The organism is Thalassoroseus pseudoceratinae, from assembly GCF_011634775.1.
GTDB classification, from domain to species: Bacteria; Planctomycetota; Planctomycetia; order Planctomycetales; family Planctomycetaceae; genus Thalassoroseus; species Thalassoroseus pseudoceratinae.
Genome location: NZ_JAALXT010000002.1, coordinates 1,104,184 through 1,123,769, shown reverse-complemented (window position 1 = coordinate 1,123,769; position 19,586 = coordinate 1,104,184). Strand labels below are relative to the sequence as shown.

Annotated in this window: 12 protein-coding genes; 4 read left to right on the top strand and 8 right to left on the bottom strand. The window is 56.7% G+C overall.

All coding sequences use genetic code 11. The annotated features are described in order from the left end of the window. Positions 1-3: 3 nt before the first annotated feature. Together G6R38_RS09860 and aroH are read right to left on the bottom strand one after the other, a co-directional pair. Positions 4-3,723: a COG1361 family protein gene (locus G6R38_RS09860; protein WP_166823647.1), complete on the bottom strand. Its 3,720-nt coding sequence runs from the start codon at positions 3,721-3,723 to the stop codon at positions 4-6. A 215-nt stretch (positions 3,724-3,938) separates the two neighbouring features. Further along, a complete protein-coding gene (aroH, locus tag G6R38_RS09855; protein ID WP_166823644.1) occupies positions 3,939-4,313 on the bottom strand; it encodes a chorismate mutase in 375 nt (124 codons plus the stop codon). Between the two features lie 352 nt (positions 4,314-4,665). Between aroH and G6R38_RS09850 the strand changes: the two genes are divergently transcribed. After that, positions 4,666-5,457: a hypothetical protein gene (locus G6R38_RS09850; RefSeq protein WP_166823641.1), complete on the top strand. Its 792-nt coding sequence runs from the start codon at positions 4,666-4,668 to the stop codon at positions 5,455-5,457. Positions 5,458-5,470: 13 nt separating this feature from the next. Here the strand turns inward: G6R38_RS09850 and G6R38_RS09845 are convergent, their stop codons facing one another. The 4 genes from G6R38_RS09845 to G6R38_RS09830 form a co-directional block, all read right to left on the bottom strand. Beyond that, complete coding sequence (locus G6R38_RS09845; RefSeq protein WP_166823638.1) at positions 5,471-6,100, bottom strand: hypothetical protein; 630 nt, start codon at positions 6,098-6,100, stop codon at positions 5,471-5,473. 110 nt (positions 6,101-6,210) lie between these two features. Further along, positions 6,211-6,729 carry a hypothetical protein gene (locus tag G6R38_RS27835; RefSeq protein ID WP_206028527.1) on the bottom strand — a complete coding sequence of 173 codons (519 nt, stop codon included), beginning with the start codon at positions 6,727-6,729 and terminating at the stop codon, positions 6,211-6,213. A 160-nt stretch (positions 6,730-6,889) separates the two neighbouring features. Then, positions 6,890-8,680, bottom strand: a complete 1,791-nt coding sequence (locus G6R38_RS09835) for a hypothetical protein (protein ID WP_166823635.1) — start codon at positions 8,678-8,680, stop codon at positions 6,890-6,892. Continuing rightward, on the bottom strand, positions 8,677-12,201 hold the full coding sequence (locus G6R38_RS09830; RefSeq protein ID WP_166823632.1) for a DUF5682 family protein: 3,525 nt from the start codon (positions 12,199-12,201) through the stop codon (positions 8,677-8,679). Before G6R38_RS09830 ends, G6R38_RS09835 begins: the two co-directional genes overlap by 4 nt. A 185-nt stretch (positions 12,202-12,386) precedes the next feature. Between G6R38_RS09830 and G6R38_RS09825 the strand changes: the two genes are divergently transcribed. Together G6R38_RS09825 and G6R38_RS09820 are read left to right on the top strand one after the other, a co-directional pair. Continuing rightward, positions 12,387-13,325: a DUF1559 domain-containing protein gene (locus tag G6R38_RS09825; protein ID WP_166823629.1), complete on the top strand. Its 939-nt coding sequence runs from the start codon at positions 12,387-12,389 to the stop codon at positions 13,323-13,325. Between the two features lie 123 nt (positions 13,326-13,448). Then, complete coding sequence (locus G6R38_RS09820) at positions 13,449-13,868, top strand: hypothetical protein (RefSeq protein WP_166823626.1); 420 nt, start codon at positions 13,449-13,451, stop codon at positions 13,866-13,868. A gap of 24 nt (positions 13,869-13,892) precedes the next feature. Here the strand turns inward: G6R38_RS09820 and G6R38_RS09815 are convergent, their stop codons facing one another. Both G6R38_RS09815 and G6R38_RS09810 read right to left on the bottom strand, forming a co-directional pair. After that, positions 13,893-15,053: an ATP-binding protein gene (locus G6R38_RS09815; protein ID WP_166823623.1), complete on the bottom strand. Its 1,161-nt coding sequence runs from the start codon at positions 15,051-15,053 to the stop codon at positions 13,893-13,895. 81 nt (positions 15,054-15,134) lie between these two features. Continuing rightward, entirely contained in the window at positions 15,135-16,541 is a 1,407-nt protein-coding gene (locus tag G6R38_RS09810; protein WP_166823620.1) for a HEAT repeat domain-containing protein, read from the bottom strand. 311 nt (positions 16,542-16,852) lie between these two features. Between G6R38_RS09810 and ppdK the strand changes: the two genes are divergently transcribed. Continuing rightward, the gene (gene ppdK / locus G6R38_RS09805; RefSeq protein WP_166823617.1) at positions 16,853-19,585 is read left to right on the top strand and encodes a pyruvate, phosphate dikinase; all 2,733 of its coding nucleotides are present in this window, start codon (positions 16,853-16,855) and stop codon (positions 19,583-19,585) included. The last annotated feature ends 1 nt before the right edge of the window (position 19,586 follow it).

The window sequence follows — 19,586 nt, the reverse complement described above, 5'->3', positions numbered from 1 at the left end:
CCGTTATCGGTCCACCCGATTCGTCGCAAGCTCGTCGACAGGTTTCGCTTCGACACGGGCGATAATTGGCATCGCGGAGTCTTCGCCGACTGTGGCGGAGACTTCCGTCCGGTGCGGCCCGGTATCCTGCGGACGAAGGGTGACATCGAGCGTTCGTGTTTGGTGAGCCGGAATCAGCGAGAGATTCCAGGTGATACGGTGAGTGACCTCATCGTAGATTCCCCCCTGCCCCACATCGACAACTTCCATCCCATTGGGCACAAATTCCTCGACGCGAATCCGCTGAAGGTCCCGATCCGTATGGTTTTCGACATGGTTCGTGAAAGTCACGGCTCGCCCCACCGTGATCTCTCGCCAACCCTTCCGTCGTAGACGCAAACCGGGATCGTACACCACCGGTTCTCGTCTAGCGATGTCCGCTTCCTCACCATCAACCAGAATGACGGCGTCGATTGGCAACTGCCCAGCGGTTCTCGCTTGCGGAGCCAAGTGAATTTCCTTCGATTCCCCCGCAGCGAGGCGGCCGACGATGTACTCTAACCGTTGACCAATCCGGTGAGTGAGCGTTTCCGGTAGCGAGGTTCGCAACCAAACGCCCTCGACTTGTTCGGTGCCGTTGTTCGTTACCGTGAACACGATGCCACAGGGCTGCCCGATTCGCAGACGGTCAGGAACCCCCATGTCCAATCGCAACTTGATTGGCGAAGTCCGCGGTTGGGGTCTCGTTTCCGGGGCTGCGGTTCGTGATGGAATCGGTTGCGTCGGTTCCGGATTCAAATTGGGAAGCGGTTGCGATTCGACATTGGTTGACGAAGAGACCGTAACCGTCGCCTTCACGTAGGCCGACGTTTCGATCGTGCCGGTCTGTGTTGGGACAAGTTCCACGGTCAGTTTGCGACGCTCGTTTGGTTTCAGATCTCGCAATCGCCAACGCAGCATATTCTGGTCAAACAGAGCCGGCGGATTGACGGCAATAACACGATGCGTTGGTGGCACGTTGTCGTCGACATCCACACTTGGAATCGGTTTCCCACCGCGATTGTGCACCCAGATTTCATATTGCGTGGGCAGATTCGCCGCGACTTGCGACGGACTGCGTTTCTCGACGGACACATCCAATTCATGTTCCCGAAGGTGATCCTCACGATTGCCCGCAGTCACAACCGGCACATTATTGCTGGCGGGGCCGTCACTGAGGTCCGCTTCGAGTTGGCGGCGGGTCTCGTCCGAAAGCCGCTCCTGATACGACCGAACGGGAGCCGCGATTTGAATCGTGGCCCCCGTGGTTCGTTCCCAACGGTCGCGGGAAATTGTCGTCGGACGCGGTATTCGGTCCGGTAGTCGAATTCGTGAGGAGAGATTGAACGTCGCGGGATCACTCGGCGGCAACGCAAGAACCTGCACTTCGAACTGGTCCTCGGGATCGACCATGGCCCGTTTCGGTTCGGTCACGGGTCGCGGCGGCGGAGGCGTCGCGCTGGGCACACTTGGGAACAGCGAATCCAACGGGTCCCCCGGCACACGTGGCGATGTCGGTTTTCTCTCCACCGGAAGACGTTCGATGGGCGGTTCGATCGACGGTCGCGGTTCCACCGAATACGGAACCGATGATTCGTTCATCGCTGGTTTGTTCTCGTTGGCATTCGGCTGGCCAGCGGCGTTGAAATCCGGTTCTGGTTGCAGCGGGCGTTCGCCACGATCGTTGTCATCCATTCGTGGACCAAACAACGAGTCCAACGGGTCGACTGCGTCTGTTTGCGGTGTCGGTCGTGGTTCCTGAGTCGCTGGTCCGTTCGAGAAATCCGGCACATCTAAAGTTGGCATCGGTTCGGGCGACATCGGTGGCGAATCGAACAACCCATCCAAGGGGTCTTTTCCAACCGGTTTCGATTCCGTTGGTTGAACGGTTGGTGTTGGGGGATTGGAGAAATCCGGTACGTCGGGCATGTCCGTTGTTGGAACTGGTTCCGGCGACACTGGTTTCGAATTGAATAAGGAATCCAACGGGTCATCGGACCGCCGTTCTGGTTTCGGTTCCGCTCGGTTTGGCTGTGGTGGTGTTCTCGGTTCGGGCGTTGGTGTCGGTGTCGGTTTCGTCGTTGGCTCCCAGAGTGCATCCAATGGATCGACCGCTTCCGGGACGGGCGTGATCTTCACGTCCTCTTCACGTGGCGACGGAGAAAAGTCCGGGAGTTCGAGGTCCGGCTTGGCTTCCGGTGGTGCCGATGGCGTCTCCGTTTTGGGCGGCTCAACCATTGGCCCGAACAGGGAATCAAGTGGATCAGCCGCAGCAGGTTCGGGTTCCACGAGCGCCGCCGGTGTTCGTGGCGGAACCGTTGCCGGATTCGAGACTGGCGTCGTTGCGGGCGGTTTTGCACTCGGGGCAAACAAGACATCCAACGGGTCGTCTGAACGAGCGGGTGTTGGTTCCGGACGAACAGGTTCCGATAGTGTTGGTTGTGGCGGTTCAGTTTTCGGCGGCATCGGGTTTGGCCCGAATAACGCGTCTAACGGATCGGTATCCGCGGGAGCGGACGGAACTTCGGATCGCGCGGGTTGTGGAGATGGCGGCGTCACCGATTCCGCTGGCAGCGGTTCCGACGACGGCTTCGGCTGCGGCACTGGCCCGAACAAACTGTCGAGTGGGTCATCGGCCGGCAGTGGAACCGAGTCACGCCACGGTTCCGGGTCCGATGCAATCTCCACTGGAATCGGTTGAGAGTCTCGTGGATCGGCAGTGGGAATCGGTGTAGGAACAACTGGGTCGAATGCCGACGAACTTGGCTGCGGACTTGCGGGCGGCGGAACGTTCGACGACAAACCATCCTGCGGGAATAGATTGTCTAATGGATCGTTCGATCCCGTTGGCTGCGGACTTGGCACACTCTCGGTGGGGATCGTTTTGATCGCCGGTGGAGTCGACGCGGAACTCTCGTTCGCCGCTGGCTCAACATCCGCGTTCACTGGCGGACGTGCGACCGGGCGTGTCGGCACAAACGGCTTGCTTGGGTCGAACGAAGGACGATCGGTCTGGGAGACCTCAAGAGCCGGGCGTTCGTCGAGACGATGCTTGTCGAAATTCCCCGTCGGAGCGAAGTCCGGCAGATCAATAGGGAACGGAACCGGTGTGGCCGACGTTCCCGTGCTGGTGATCAGCGGCAACAAGTCACGGGCTTCGTGCGGTCCGACGGCTGTTGGTGAATCTTGCGACGACAGGGAAGCGGTGGTCGGCAGCACATACATCAACTGCATGATTGCCATCAGCACCAATCCGGCGGTTCCGGTGATACTCGCGCATAGCCAAGCCGTGTCGCGGTGAATACGATCGCCAAGCCACATCACACCTTGTCGCAGACGGATCGAAGCCACTCGCTGCTGACGCCCCAACCAATGACCGACGGCGGCCGTCGATGGCTTCGACATATCCTTAGCGGTGGCCTTGGCATTCTTCTTGGAATTCAGGACCGCGTAACGTCCCGAGCGGAACGGTGCCGTCAGTGGCGAGAGTACCCAAGCCACGACCGCAAAGGCCCACCGCAAAATTGTTCCGGTCGTGCGAAGGAGATATCCCAGAAAACGGAACACCCCCACGGACATCAGCCATCCAAAGCCGGCATCTTCCGGAATCAGCGGTTCCGGGTGATCGGCTGCCGATGCAGACCGGTCTTGCGGGCGGGAGACGGGCGAATCTTTTCGATCCGCTGGGTCTGAATAATCGTCCATGCATCCTCTCCGGAACAAGTCGGTGATCCGTCACCTGAAAAGACCCTGTAACAGATTCTCGGACCTGACGAAAGAGAAGTTTGCGCGCGAAACGATTTCCGTGCCAGACGCGGTGCCTCACGCATCGTCAGCGCAGGCCGCTACATGGTCATGTCGGACGTAAATATCCGTCACAGTATGGCAATGGCGATTGCAATCGCTCTCACGACACCGGCTTATTGAGCACTGGTGACGTCGGGACGCAGGCGGCGTGCTTCTCGGAGATAGATGTGCCGCATTTCCGCCTGGGTTTGCTCGGTGTTCACATGCAACAGCACGCGAATACACATCGGCATACTGCCACTGACGGGAATCTCACGAGCACACAACAACGGAACCTGCGACATCCCCAGACGCCGCGCCGCTTCGGCGGGAAACGTGGAGGAGAGGTCTTCCGTCGTGGTAAAAATGGCCGAGACAATGTCTTCGAAGTGATCGATGCGGTTGGCCGAAAGAATTTCCTCGAGTAACTCGCGTGTAGCCGCAAGCACTTCCTCCGGTTCATCAACCGTGACTGAGGTTGCCCCTCGAATTCCACGAACTGCCGACATGAGCGATATCATTTCCCAATGAAGATGAGTGTGTTTCGCAGTATAGCAACGCTTTCGAAGGGACGCGAACCCGGAATTGCAAATCCTGCACGCCCCTCACGAGATTCTTGCACGATCGACCAACATGAACCACCACACGCACCCCGTCGATCGGTTTTTTCACTCAACCGGCTCCCGCAATTGAGTGATCGTGAACGTCGAAATTCCCTGGCAAAACTGAGTTAGAGTTCTTCAAGTTGCTGTTCCTTCCCTAGATGAACTTCCATTTTCTTTCGATTCGGCTCTCATTTTGCTCAAGATGCGGATTGCCGATGGATCGGCGTTTATTTGCTACCTCGCTGGAAAGGATGCCATGCGATCTTCTACCGTTCGATTGTTGTCGACATTCACCTGTTTTCTGTTCGCTTGGCAACCGCTCTCGGCTGGTGAATCAGTCCCGATCGCAGTGAACTTTCCCATTTCTGGCAATCTGGAGAACATTCAGCATCAGGTCCAGAAAAACGGGGTGGCTTTTCAATGCTTGTTTCAAAACCTCTCGTATCAAGGGGAAGTCACACGAGCCGTCATCGAACAGAAATCCAATGACCAAGCAACGTTATGGCTTGGTATGAAGAATCTTCGGTTGTCGATTCAAGGAATTTCGCTGGCCGGTTCAGTCGGTCAGGCGAATTGTGGTCCACTCCAATTGACGATGGGGCATCGCAAGGAGTTGTGGATCGCCTTTGACTTGGCGAGAGTCATGCAGAATGGCCAACCGCAATTGTCGGTTCAGGGAACCCGATTCCAACTCCCGCCAGACAACTGGGCAATCGGCGAACCGGCGTGGGTGCGAACGTCCGGTTTGCTGATGAACGAACGTAGCGTCCGAGAAGGGCTTCGCAACGGTCTCCGGAACAGCCGTCAGCGTGTCGAGCATCGTTTGATGCAAGGAGCACCGGGAATGCTGACCAAAGTTTGCCAAGTGGCCGCCGATCCGCAACGACCGGAACGGAAAATCGTTGAAGCGATGCGATCGGCGTTGCTTTCGCCTCCGGCAGCGACAACAGCGACGGCCGGTGCCGCGGTTAGCCAAGCGGGAACGCCGAAACGGTTGCCTCGACCGCCGATCAATGCTGCGACTCAAGACATGACCGCCAGTCGGTAGTTGTGAGCGGGACCTATTTTGCGGAGCGTCCGAACAATCGTTCGGCGACGGCGACAGAAACTCCCAGAATCAGAGCGGAGAATGCCATCACGGTAGCCAAACGTCCCCAATCGAGCGGGTCCAAGGCTGCCGTTGTAATTTCCGACCATCCGTTTTCGCGATCCCACGCCCACATTGCCAGTCCGCCACACAGGCCGACCAACAGCCCGAACCAACCGTATCGGCGACCACCAATCCATCCTCCCATCCGACGACCGAAAGCTTGACCGACCATTAATCCGATCAATCCGCCGATGGGAGCGGTTGCGATGCTCAGTATTCCACCGGCCCAACCTTGTTGGAATGCAAACCACAAACCGGCCGTCACTCCGCCATAGATTCCCAAGATCAAACCAATCGCTTGCCCCACACGACGACACGTGAATTCCCGGACTCGACTGAGAAATCCTTTGCGGGTTGAGTTGGGAACGGTCAATGGAGGTGAAGTTTGCGGCTGTGTGGGTGTCGTTGTGGTCGGGACAGAGTCTTCTGGCAGCGTCAACTCTTCCCCGCAGTGAGCGCATGCGAGCGTTCGGCCCGCGAACTGTTCGGGAAATAGGTTTTCATTACCGCACAGTGGGCAACGGATTGAAATTGCGCTCATTGGATTCGAACCCCTCCACCGCATTATACGGAGAGCAAGAGGGAATGGATCTCAATTTGAGCAAAATAATTCGCCCCGAGCGAATGGGCAACAATGCATTCCCCCGCGATTCACCAAGACCATACTTCGCGTTTGCGGTTGCCCTGGCACTCTGTGGATCTTTGACAGTGATCGGGGCCGATCAACGCATCGGCAACCGGTGCGACCACATATTTCACCGGCCAAACGCCGTCTTGTTCGGCTCGCCCGAAGCGTGACGACAATGACTCATCGGGATCACCACCGAGAATCGCATTGCACATTTGCGATCCTGAGAGAATCACGTTGTAACCGTACTGCCACAGACAGGGGGCGGTTCCTTCGGTTAATCGAGGGTCGGAAAACGTCGGTCCGAGCAACCCCCAACCACAGTCAGACGATTTCGCTGTGACGCAGCCGCCGGATTGCGTGCAACCGGTCTGGTTGGATGCACACGACGTATCCGTTTGGCCGCACTGAACGGAAGCGTGTCCGTAGTCCGATGCGGGCACCAATCCGCAGCTTGATGACGAAGATGACCGCAGCACACTGGTGCAACCGACGCTCAAAACGAGTAGCATCCCGCAAGCGCATTTTCCGATTTCACGCATTCTGCCCCACTCCTTTGGGTTCAGATCGATTCGAATTGATGTCGCACAATGTGCGCCGCCTTCCTTGGCACACTGTCCATGATCGGCTGGAGCATTTGACATCGCGAGAATTCTGGGCAGGAGTGGCATACGCGCCACAAGTCATACAACCGGACTCGGCTCATTGCGTGTCGAGTTGTCGCCATCCGTCTTGCTCAAAATGACGACGAGCAGACATCTCGTAACATGATGCAGCCAAGTAGGTTTCGGCAAGTGGCGACGGGTCGTTCGGGAAACGGATTCCCTCAAAATCTGTCTGCGATGCCGTCGCGGAACGGGCCAATGTCCCTAGCAAACTCGCCGCCATGGGCTGTTTCTGGATCTCAAGTCGACGGACATTGCGGGTCAATTCCGGCAGACGTCCCGTCGGAATGGCATGTCGCCCGCCGAGCAACAACCCTCGGAGACATCGTCGCAACGCTTCCAAACCATCGGGGCGTGTTTCCATCTGAAAACTGTGATTGCGGAGCGTTGGTGTTCGCGTCGCTGACGTCAAATGCCCTCGTTTGAGTTCTTCGATCCCCAAACTCACCGTCCTGCGGAATTCCTCTGGCAGCTTCAATTGACAATCCGATTCCTCCGCAAGTGGGTCGGACGAAATAGCCAAGATCGATGCGGTTCCCGGCTTCGCCAGATCAACACGGACGACGCACCGCACCGGCAGGTTTTGACATCGGCTCAGAAGCACGATATTCGTGCGATACATTAGCGGCGATTGGTCCTGAGCGATTGTAAGCCAAAGTGGCACTGCTGCCGATGAAGGCTGAAACAGGAGTTCCTCACCATTGCCGCCCAGAATCACACCGCGAGCAAAAACGAAATCCCAGCCGGCCGGTCGATGGGTTTCCGGATGAGATTCGTGCTGAAAGCAGCGTTCGATCTGTTCGTGGATTGGAACAGCCCAACGTTCCGCCACCTTCGGGGTATCCCAACCGCTTCCATCAACGACAACCGCTCGACAATCCTTGCCACCACCAAGCCGACCATCCTTTGACCGCGTGGCTTTCTGAACCAGTACGGTTGCCCGGTTCAGTTGCTCATGACTCGTCGAAAGTTGGCCGAATTCGGCGCCGGTCTGCCAGGCGTCGAAGATGCGGGATTCCGTCCCAGCCCGCACGTTGCTAATCGTCCCGAGACTGCCATCTTCGGCCATAAGATAGGTCAAGACGCCCGCAAATCCGCTGCGGGTGAGGATGGGCTCAGTGAACAAACCAGTTAGCCGTTGATTGGCGATCGGTTCGTACTTCCGTCGAGCCGTTCCGATCCATTCCGAATCAGCAGTGCCGTCCGAGTGAATGATTCTCCATCCGCATCGCAGCAACTCTGTCAGATCGGAATGAGCGGCGTCTGTGGAAAACGCCGCGTCCAAATTACGTAGCAAACGGATGTCTTGCATCACCCGCATTCCCGCGGCCGCCAAACGATGCAAACCCTGGCACCGACATTCATGCACCGCACGAAGAAGTTCCGCTTGCAACAAAGTCCCCGCCGCACGCAACCCAACCGCCAACACCGACGCCGCCGCTTTCCAAAGTTGGTTGGCGGCATCGCGTTGGGCATCCGCAATTTCCATCTGCTCGGGCTGTGTCTCTTCATCATGAGATTGAGACGATTCCGGTGTCGGTTCATCGACGGGAGCATCGTCGATATCCAAGACCGACAACACTGCCAAGACGTGAAAACATCTCGGACTGAGCAAACACGAACACCGCACGTGATCCGTGATCTCTACTTGACCTTCAAGAGCGACCGTCTCATTCCCGGTCGAAATCTGCCAACCGTCGGTTGTGGAATTCCAGTCCCATTCGTTGGCAATCTGCGGTTGCTTGTCGAGCTTGCGACGTAACCGCGCCGGTGCGGCGGAAACGATTTCCGCGATTACCAGTGGGCTAACGACAGGACGACCGCTCATCGGATTTGCTCTCCTACCCAACGAGCCAATTCGAGAGGACTCAACGCCGACACCGGCATACCACAACCAACGACCTGACCGGCGATCCCCTTGTTGTAACGCGGTTTGCCATCGTCATTTAAAGCCGCGAGCCCCAGACATTTGGTACCGGAATCGACCAACGCACGCACCTCACCGAGTAACCCGTTCACCGGCCATCCTTCCTCAAAGTCCGAAACCAGCAAAACCAACGAACGGGTTGGTTGGGTTAATCGTTCGCGAGCCGCTCGGAGTCCCTTTGCAATGTGCGTGCCACCGCCAACTTGCACTTCCATCAGCATTGCCAGTGGATCGTCGACTCGTTCGGTCAAATCAATGACCTTGGTGCTGAAGGCGAGAAAGGTCACACTCAGAGCCGGTAGTCCAGAGAAGATCGCCGCCATCATCGCGCTGTAGATCACGGATGGTTCCATCGATCCGGAAACATCCACCACGAACACGACATGCCAATCCATACTCCGTTGCGATCGACTGCGGAAGATGAGACGTTCGGGCACGATTGTTGTGCGGCCATCGGGGGAACGTTGCGCTCGATGCAGGTTCGCCCGAAGTGTGCGATCCAGATCGAGCCTGCGTGTCCGCCGATAGGTCGGCTTCGATGTGGATAAACCAAACAACGCCGGCCGAAGACGCGTGGCCAACTCCTTGGTCAACTCGTCGACAATCCGTCGAGCCAACCGCCGGAGTGTTTCTAACTGCGTTTCGGGAACGGCTCCTTTGAGTGAGAGGACTTGTTCGAGCAATTCGATGGACGGCGTTACGGATTCTGTATCAAGGATCGACAGGACGGCACTCCGCCCGTCTGCGAGTGCGGCGGCTAAAACGTCTTCGCGGACGCTGTCACCGAACAACTCTCCGAGATCATCCGACCAAGTACGCACGTTTGGATACGGAGCTTCCTGACCAGCTCCGCTTCCCCCACCCCGTCGCGACGCACCTTCGCCCTGCCCATGACCATAGAGCTCATCCAACGCTCGCGCCGCCGCACATCCCATCGGCGGAAGTTGTTCGGGTTGAGAACCGAGAATTAACCGCCATCGATCCGCGAGTGATAGTTGCTGTCCCGGCATTGGAGTCGGTCGCCGTGTTTCGGTCGTTGTGGGGAGATCCCAATCGATCTCCCATGACTTTCCGGGCATCAGCTCTGCGATGGCGGCACGACCGGCCTCATCGGCAGCGAAACGCGATGCGGTCATTGCTGGATCGGTAGTTACGTCGACGGCATTCGTTTCTGCTTCGGGTAAGCGTTCCAGCAGAACTTTCAGCAACCGGTCGCGTGAAGCTGGGCTCACCACATGAAACCCACCCCGTAATGGCGATAATTTCGTGAGAAATTCCTGATCCGAATCAGAAGCTAACCGTCGCTCCACGTCATCCAAGCAGGACACGTCCGCCGTCAATCTCGGCAAGCTGATCGTCACGCACCCTCGAATTCGATCTAATAGTGATCGTCGACTCTCGGTATCGACGGCTGCATCAACCCAACCACCGACTCGTTGACTGAATTGCTCCGAAGTTTGTTGATCCAATAGTAACAAAGCTCCGGATGCAGCTCCTTGCATCAATGCAGAACCTTGCATCAATGCAGAACCTTGGGCAGCGAGATTTTGCAGCGTCCAAACCAAACGCCCTGCAGCCACACTGTTCCGATCGCTTGATTGACGTTGAAACCAGAGGATTAAATCCAGTAAACCGGTCACGTCAGTCATGTCTTCGGAACCGCTGATGCCTTCCACCCGTGAAATTGCGGCTTGAAGTAACGGAGTGGTTTGGATCTCCTCAGAGAGTTCGAATTTTTGCACGACGTGGGGCCAATCGTGCTCATGATGCGATGGCAGGCCCGGGTGATGTCCTGCTCGAATTTGCTCGATCAATTCCATCGCGTGCGTCAATTCCGAGAGCCCGGCGGTCAACAAGAACGGTCCGACCAGCCAATCCAGACCCGTCGCGATCGTATCCCCCAGTCCACACCGGGCGGCTTGAACGAGCAGAGGCAATTCCGCAGACGACCATTCTTCAAGCGGTTTGCCAAGCCCGGCGATTTGCAGGGCTCCAAACGCAGCTTGGCGAAGAGTCGCACCGCGAGCGGCCGAAAGTTCGATCATCGCGGCCGTCGCGGACTGCCATTCCACTTGCCAGACTTCGGTTAAGTTTTCACGGTGGGCGAGGTCCTCTCCGGCTTCTTGCGTGGCGTAAGGAATGCCACAGGCGAGCAGTCGCTCGAATGTCACGACACGAGCCCGGTCCAATGGACTTCGCAACGGGTCCAATCGCATCCGTTTTTGCTCGCCGATTCGCTTCGGTCCGGGAAGTTTCAGTTCTTCGAGCAGACCTTCAACATACGGAGCCAAACCGGATCGCGGTAGATCGACTGGCAGACTCCCGAAATGATTGCCAACCAGCACTTCTTCCATCGCAGCGGCGACCGCCCGACCGATCCCGAGTAGTTCCCCCCGCGTGAGACACGTTTGTACCGCCTCGATGAATTCGCCACGTCCCGGTGCCCACCAACCTCGCAAGCGAGCCAGATCGCGAGCCATTCGCAGCACTTCCTTGCCATCCGCAACATTAATGGGATGCTTCGCCGTTCGGAGCGCTCGGCAAACCTGAACGGTCAGTTCCGCCGTGCTTGCATCGAGTTCGTTCGGCGATGTGGCCGACCAAGCGTTTTGATGCCAAATCGGATCGCGAATGCCGGCGGGATACCCCGATCGTTCATCGAGTTGCCCGAAGGAATACGGAATGAGTGCCGTCGTGATTTCACTCGGGCTCTGTTGCAGTTCCGTTTCCAACGCAGCGGGTTCCGACCACAGCATCGGCTCGGGTAACAACGCCGGTGCGTGGTACGCTCCCACGATGACCACAACTCGTCCCGTTTCGTTCGCGATGCACTCCCGCATGTGAGCTTCGCGGCGTCGATCGTATTCCGATGCCGTGCCGTCGTTGACCCGCAACGCATAACCGAACAGCAATCCCGATCGGCGAATCGCCTCCGGTGTGGCCCCCATCGCTGGCGTTTCGACCATTCGTTCCCACAGCGTTCCGACGTCGCGAGTCTGTGTTTTCTGAAAGAGCCGTTCCAGCAACCCCTCCGCCTCGGAGACGGTTGGTTCGTGAACTTCATTCCGATGCTGAGCAATCGGCAAATCGCAGGGTTTCACAGGGACATCATTCCGCAATGCCCAGCGAACCGCCGCCAACTCTGGAGAAAAATCGGCGAACGGATAGAAGCACAAACCGAACGCGTTCGCCGCACACCCGGCGAGCGCCACCGGAGCGGTCGTCTCCTCATGTCCCAACCACGGCAACCACTCCGCGAACTCCATCGGCAATTCGATGAGCACACATTCCGGCTGAAACGCATCGAGCAAGTTCGGAATAGACCGCGACAGTGCCGCCGAGTGATGTCGCACACCGATCAAGAACGGTGACGAAGACTCAAGCAGCGGTTGAAACTCTGCGTTTACAAACATAGTGCTCATTGAACTCGATTAGTCGTTCGTTCCATTGAGTGGCTTTCTCAATTCGATCCCGACAAGAAGTTTGCCTCAAACATTAGTGTTTTTTCATGGTTGCTATTTCGATTATGAAAGGATACCGTGAAAGCGAGTTCACACGTTAGCTCTCGGCGTAGTGAGTTTCTAGGTTTTATACTGGATCGAGAGCTATGCAGAACCAACAGAATCCACGCGGATTTACGTTAATCGAATTGCTTGTCGTCATTGCGATTATCGCCATTCTGATTGCCTTATTGCTACCCGCGGTTCAACAGGCTCGTGAAGCCGCCCGACGGACTCAGTGCAATAACAATCTTAAGCAAATTGGCATTGCAATGCACAACTATCATGGAACGTTCGGATCGTTCCCGTACGGCGTCCGTGAGCACGGCGGTGTCGATTCCCTGAGCAGAGACACATGGTTTCATCGCTTGCTCCCATTTGTTGAGCAAGAGAATTTGTCAGAGGCCTATGAGACGGCGAACCCGCCGCATTGTTGGCACGTCGGAGATGACGTGAAATCCGTTCCGGTCGATGGGTTCATGTGTCCGTCCGACCCCGCAGGACCAGCTTTTGGTGGGGCCTCGACTGCAAACGGTTTCCAAGGCAACTATGTCGGCTGCACAGGGGATGCCCGGATGGTCCGCAGCAACAGCAGCGGTGGGAATTTCCGCGGATTATTCTGGGAGACCACCAATACAAGTAAGACTGCTCGTATCCGAGATATCATTGATGGAACGTCCAATACGCTGCTCGTCAGTGAAGTGATTATTCGAGGTCGAGCACCGAAATCGGGTGCGTGGGGAGCCGGCGGTGGATACTGGGGTGGTGGCACCGGGGGCGGCTATGGTTTCACCACGCTGGAAGCTCCGAACACGTCCGTCCCCGACATTCTGTACGGCTGCAAGAGTACGACATTCCCACGTTCACCCTGCACCTCCGTCACCAATTACAATGAGCCGCTGATCTCCGCACGCAGCTATCACCCTGGTGGTGTCCAAGCCGTGATGGCCGACGGTTCGACTCGGTTCATCACCGAAAGTATCGACATCGACACTTGGCACGCGATCGGAACACGTCAAGGGTCGGAAGTTGTGAGCGGACTCTAGATCACTCGTGTCGAGTCGAAGCATCTTTCAGTCAGCATTCGCTGAGTGATTGCCCTAACTGTGAAATGATTGATTGCGCTTGGATTCCGTAGGTTCCTTTGCTGAGAAAATCGAGTTAATTGGATGTTTCCCAACACGTTATTCAGAACCACGCTCTCGCTCGCTTTATTGATCATTCTTGGTTGTGGCTCTGCCCCTGAAGGCCCCGAAACGGTGTCTGTTTCAGGGGAGGTCACCTTCGATGGCGAGCCGGTGGAAAGCGGCGATATTATTTTTCGTCCCCAAACCGGTTCGGGGCGGTCGTATGCTGGCAAGATTGAGAATGGTAGTTATCAGTTCGAAGTCGAATCCGGCGAAAAACGCGTGGAAATTACCGCTCACAAAGGGAGTGGCCAGATGGACGATTCTAATCCAGATGAAGCGACCGAGATTCTGCACCAATATCTTCCGTCTCAATACAATGCCGACACGAATCTATCGGCAAGCGTCGGACAAGATGGCGAGAGTGGCTTGGACTTCGAATTGAAGTCGGACGGGACCTAATAGAACCGAGAATTGAGACAGGAATTATTGTTCTTCAAGTTCGCGGCGAAGTTCGAAGAGGCGTTTCCAGAGTCGGGAACCATCTTCGCTTCGTCGTTTGATGACACTATCCCAGTAGGCCAACAGTCGACCGCGATCTTGAGCCTCGTCCTTCAAGACGACTCCCAGTAGCAGACCGGGCAGCAGCGATAGCGGGTCTTGCTCTGACGGAAAGTATGCGGATTGACGCCCCATCGAGGTTGCAACTGCGACGGCTTCGGCGGTACTCATGACGGTACTCGGTTTCTCGACAGACCACCCTTCCGACGTGCGACCTTCTCGCAGATCGCGGAACGCAGTCACCAAGATGTCGAGGACGCCATCGTCGACCGCAAGGTCCACACCGCCGGTTTCCAGGTAGGTGGTCGCTTGCGATTTCACCAGCGCGACTTCTCGCTCGTGCGAGGAAATCGGCGGGATGACTTCAAAGTTGAACCGCCGTTTCAATGCGGCTGACATTTCCGAAACACCACGGTCACGCAAGTTCGCGGTTGCGATGATGTTGAACCCCGGTTTCGCGAACACACTCCCTGCGTCGCCGGAGAGTTCCGGCACCATCAACCGCCGTTCTGAGAGCAAGGAAATTAAGGCGTCCTGAACTTCCGGCAGACACCGAGTGACTTCTTCCACCCGCACCAAACGCCCTTCTTGCATGCCGATCATGATAGGCGATGGGACGAGTGCGGCTTCACTCGGACCTTGTGCCAGCAAGAGGGCGTAATTCCAGGCGTAGCGAAAATGATCTTCCGAGGCCCCGGCTGTTCCCTGAATGGTGAGATCGGCATTCCCGCTGACTGCGGCAGCGAGCAACTCCGAGAGCATCGACTTTGCGGTCCCCGGTTCACCGACGAGTAACAGTCCGCGTTCCCCGGCCAGTGTGACGACGCAACGTTCGATCGTGCTGCGTTCACCGACGAACTTCTCCGTGATGGCCAACGACTTCTCCACACCCTTCGGGGTACGAGTGCCCTTCGGCAACTTCAGCTTTTCGCCATCAGTTCCGCAAATGAATTCCACCACCCGCCGTGGCGACAATCGCCAACCTGCCGGTTTGGGAAGATCGTCAGCCTTGTCCAATGCTGCCAGAAATGCCAACTCATCGGCGAACCGAATTTCTGCGGGTGGGGATTGTCGATCGTCAGACATGAGCGGCTTCACTTCGAATGGGAGACGGGGTGAATCTGGCCCAAATCATACCAGCGTTCGCCCCTCATCCCAACCAGCCGGTCAAGTTTGATCCGACGAGGGACTCATCTGAACCCGACGGGCCGCGACGGCTTCCAAGGCGTGCCGGGCGAGTTCCAAATCGCCATCCTCAAAGACTTCGTTGATGACCGCTTCCGGGTCATCTGTCACAGCCATCAACGAATCGACCGCTTGGTTGATCAACACTTCTTGGACGCGAACCAAACCGAGTTTCAACACGCGAACCAAATGCGGAGCGGTTTCCTTTGCAGTCTGACCATATCTCCCGACAGCCCACGTCGCAGCGTTCACGACGCTCAAGTTTGCATCTTTCAAGACCTGAACCAACTCGGGCAGAACCATTTCCGGCTCACGTGCTGTCCCACCAATCGCGAATGCCGCCGCCTGTCTCACTGTTGGTTTCGGATCGGTCAACGCGAGCACGATTTCCTGGAAGTGTGGTTCCGCGGCCGGTCCTAACCGATCGAGTGTCGCCAACGCATCGGTCCGAACAATCGGATTATGATGTCGAAGGTTCTCCGCAACCAAATCGGAGAGCCGACGTTTTTCGTCTTCGTTCTCATTCGGCCAATCTTGAACGGCCCAAAGTGCCAACATCCGCCGACCGTCGGTACCGGATTTCAAATCGGCTTCCAATGCGGACAGTGATCGTGACGGTGTTGGGGAGTCCGGTGAAAACCATGCATCTCCGGTTTTCGTCAGATATTTCAAGCCGTCTACACACGTTGCTTCCGCGTCACGTCGAAGATGTCGGCTCCAAGACGGCTGCGTTTCGCCTGTCATCCAACTGGCCAATGCCAATGCATAACCAAAGTGACGGGCCTGCAATGTGCTCCGTGCGTTCAACGAACCGCCAACGCCCGTCGCGGACTGCCCGGATGATTCAACCAACACGGTATTGGCTGTGAAAATCCCCAAGCCGAACCAGATCGGCATCAGCTCGACAATCTGGTGAAAGTCTTCCGACATCTGCGAGATGCGGCGGTCACGAACCAAACGGTATCCGGCGATCCCCCGTGCGAAGAAGGCGATGAGTGCCTCCAAGTTGCCCATGACACTCTGACCGATGTACAGCCGCGCCGAATGCGATGAAGACCCCGGATCGCACGCCAGCAGTCCGTGTGTAGTCGTCAGAAAGTCCGGCCCAAAGACCAAACGTTCCGATGGATCGGCCTGGTCATCGAAGAACGTGACCGGCAGTTCCTTCGCGTCTTGTCTCGCGTACTCACAAACGCGGCTGTAAATCGTTTGAGCAGCCGACTCCGAACCATCGTAAGGAAGCGGAAAGAAATCGCCGGTTGGCAACACAGTTTTTGCGTCTCGCAGGGTGTCCCAACCGAGCTGTTCGCCCAACCACGCCATCCGCAGTTCGATCCAGGCTTGCTCACGGGCATCCACAGGGCATTTGGGGCGAAACAGTCCGAACATCTTGATTTCTCCACATCGCTGGTTCGTCAATTGCTGTCGCAGGAATACCAGGATCGACAACATCCCGCCAGCCTGCCCGTGCCGTGATCGGCAAACTCACCCCAGTTTAACGATTCCACGAGGATTGGCCCGGTCGCTTGACGGTCCGGAAGTGCGCTGTTAGCTTCCACGTCGCGTGAAGGCGAAGACTGCGCTGAGCGTGCATTTTGCGCACGTCACCCCAGATTCGTCAGGACGGCATCTATTGGCAATTGAATACCAACCCGGTACTCGGAATTCGCGAGAAACTTAACGCGACAAGGACTTTTGGAATGGCTGAGAAGCACGTCTACTACTTTGGCAATGGAAAAGCCGACGGCAATGCGACGATGAAGGAAACGCTCGGTGGCAAAGGGGCGAACCTTGCCGAGATGACGAACATTGGCATTCCCGTTCCCGCCGGGTTCACCATCACGACCGATGTCTGTGTCTACTACAACGACACCAACAACCAATACCCCCCCGGCTTGAAAGACCAAGTCGAAGACGCCCTGAAAAAAGTCGAAAAGGCGATGGGCGCTAAGTACGGCTGCACCGAGAACCCGCTGCTCGTTTCCTGCCGATCTGGGGCACGCGAATCCATGCCGGGGATGATGGACACCGTCCTCAACATCGGTCTGAACGAAGACACCGTCAACGCTCTCGCGAAGCAAGCCAACGACGAGCGTTTCGCTTGGGACAGCTACCGTCGCTTCATCCAAATGTACGGCGACGTCGTGATGCAACTCCCGTTGACGTCCGACGGTGAAGACCGCTTCGAGTTGATCCTCGAAGAACACCGCGAAAAAGCGGGCGTGCACTACGATCACGAATTGACCGTCGATCAACTCAAAGCCATCGTCGACGACTACAAAAAAGTCGTCAAAGATACGCTCGGCAAAGAATTCCCCACCGATCCCATGGAACAACTCTGGGGAGCAATCGGTGCCGTCTTCGGCAGTTGGTCGAACGACCGTGCTGTCGTTTATCGTCGTCAGTACAACATCCCGCACGAATGGGGTACCGCGACCAACGTGCAAGCGATGGCGTTCGGTAACCTCGGTGACGATTGTGCCACCGGTGTGGGCCTCACTCGTGACTGCTCAATGGGTGATCCCGGCTTCTGCGGCGACTACCTCATCAATGCCCAAGGCGAAGACGTGGTGGCGGGGATTCGCGTACCGAAGCGAATCGAAACGCAACTCGAAGACGACATGCCCGAAGCCTACAAGCAACTCGATGACATCGCGAAGAAACTCGAAAAGCACTACAAAGATGTGCAAGACATCGAGTTCACGGTTCAACGGGGCAAAGTTTGGCTTCTGCAAACACGGAATGCTAAACGAACCGGTTTCGCCGCTGTGCGGATCGCCGTCGACTTGGTTGAAGAAGGTCTGATCGACGAAAAAGAAGCCGTCGGTAACAAACGACGTATTCCCGCGGACGACCTCAACCAACTCTTGCAACCGATCTTCGATCCAGCCGTCAAGAAAGCCGCTCAGGACGAAGGCCGTCACATGACGACCGGCATCAACGCCGGTCCTGGGGCTGCAACGGGGCAAATCGTGCTCTCCGCCGAGAAAGCGGAAGCCATGTTCAACGAAGACAACGACGTTGCCCTGATGTTGGTTCGCAAAGAAACCAGCCCGGAAGACTTGCGTGGGATGCGGGTTTCCAAAGGGATTCTCACCGCTCAAGGTGGTGCATCCTCGCACGCCGCTTTGGTGTCTCGTCAGATGGGGAAAGCCTGCGTCGTGGGTGCCGATGAACTCAGCATCAACTACGCCGACAAAACCGTTTCCGCTGGCGACAAAGTTCTCAAAGAAGGTGACTGGATCACCATCGACGGCTTCACGGGTGAAGTCTTCGAAGGCAAGATCGACACTTCACCGAGTGAAGTGATGCGGGTTCTCGAAGGCAAAATGAAGCCCGAAGAGTCCGAAACTTACCAACGCTACGCCAAGCTGATGAGTTGGGCCGACGAACATCGCAAACTCAAAGTTCGCGCCAACTGTGAACCAGGCGATGTCGCTGAAGAAGCCGTTGCTTTCGGTTGTGAAGGTGTCGGGCTCTGCCGAACCGAGCACATGTTCTTCGACAAAGTCGAAGCCATGCGAAAAATGATCCTCGCCGAGGACCTCGAAACTCGCAAGAAAGCCGTCGACGAAATCCTGCCACACCAACGGGAAGACTTCGAAAGCCTCTTCCGCACGATGGCTGGTCGTCCGGTGACGATTCGTCTGCTCGATCCGCCATTGCACGAGTTCCTCTCCGACCGTCACTTGGAAGAAGAACCCGGCTTGGACAAGAAACTCGCCGAAATGACCGGCAAGTCGGTCGAAGACATTCACCGCCGCGTGGCAGAACTCGAAGAACTTAACCCGATGCTTGGTCACCGGGGATGTCGTCTCGGGGTTGTCTATCCGGAAATCACCGCGATGCAAGCACGGGCGATCTTCGAAGCCGCTTGCAACGTCAAAGCCGATGGCATCGACGTGCATCCGGAAGTCATGATTCCGCTGGTTGGTTTCCTCAGCGAATACCGCAACCAAGAAAAGATCGTTCGCGAACAAGCCGATGCCGTGTTCGAAGAGAAGAACACCAACATCGAGTACATGGTCGGTACGATGATCGAAATTCCGCGAGCCGCCCTGTGTGCGGATGAGATCGCCCAAGGAGCTGAATTCTTCAGCTTCGGAACCAACGACCTCACTCAAACCACACTCGGTATGAGCCGGGACGACTACGGGACGTTCATTCCTTACTACAAAGAGAACGACATCGTTCCCGCCGACCCATTCCAAACCGTCGACCAAGACGGTGTGGGCAAGCTGATGAAAATCGGTGTTGAAGGTGGCCGCAGCACACGTGGCGACTTGAAAATCGGCATTTGCGGTGAACATGGTGGCGACCCGGCGTCGGTCATGTTCTGCCACACCATTGGTTTGGATTACGTCTCTTGCTCGCCTCGTCGAATCCCGATCGCTCGCCTCGCGGCTGCTCAGATCGCGTTGACAAGCAAGTAAG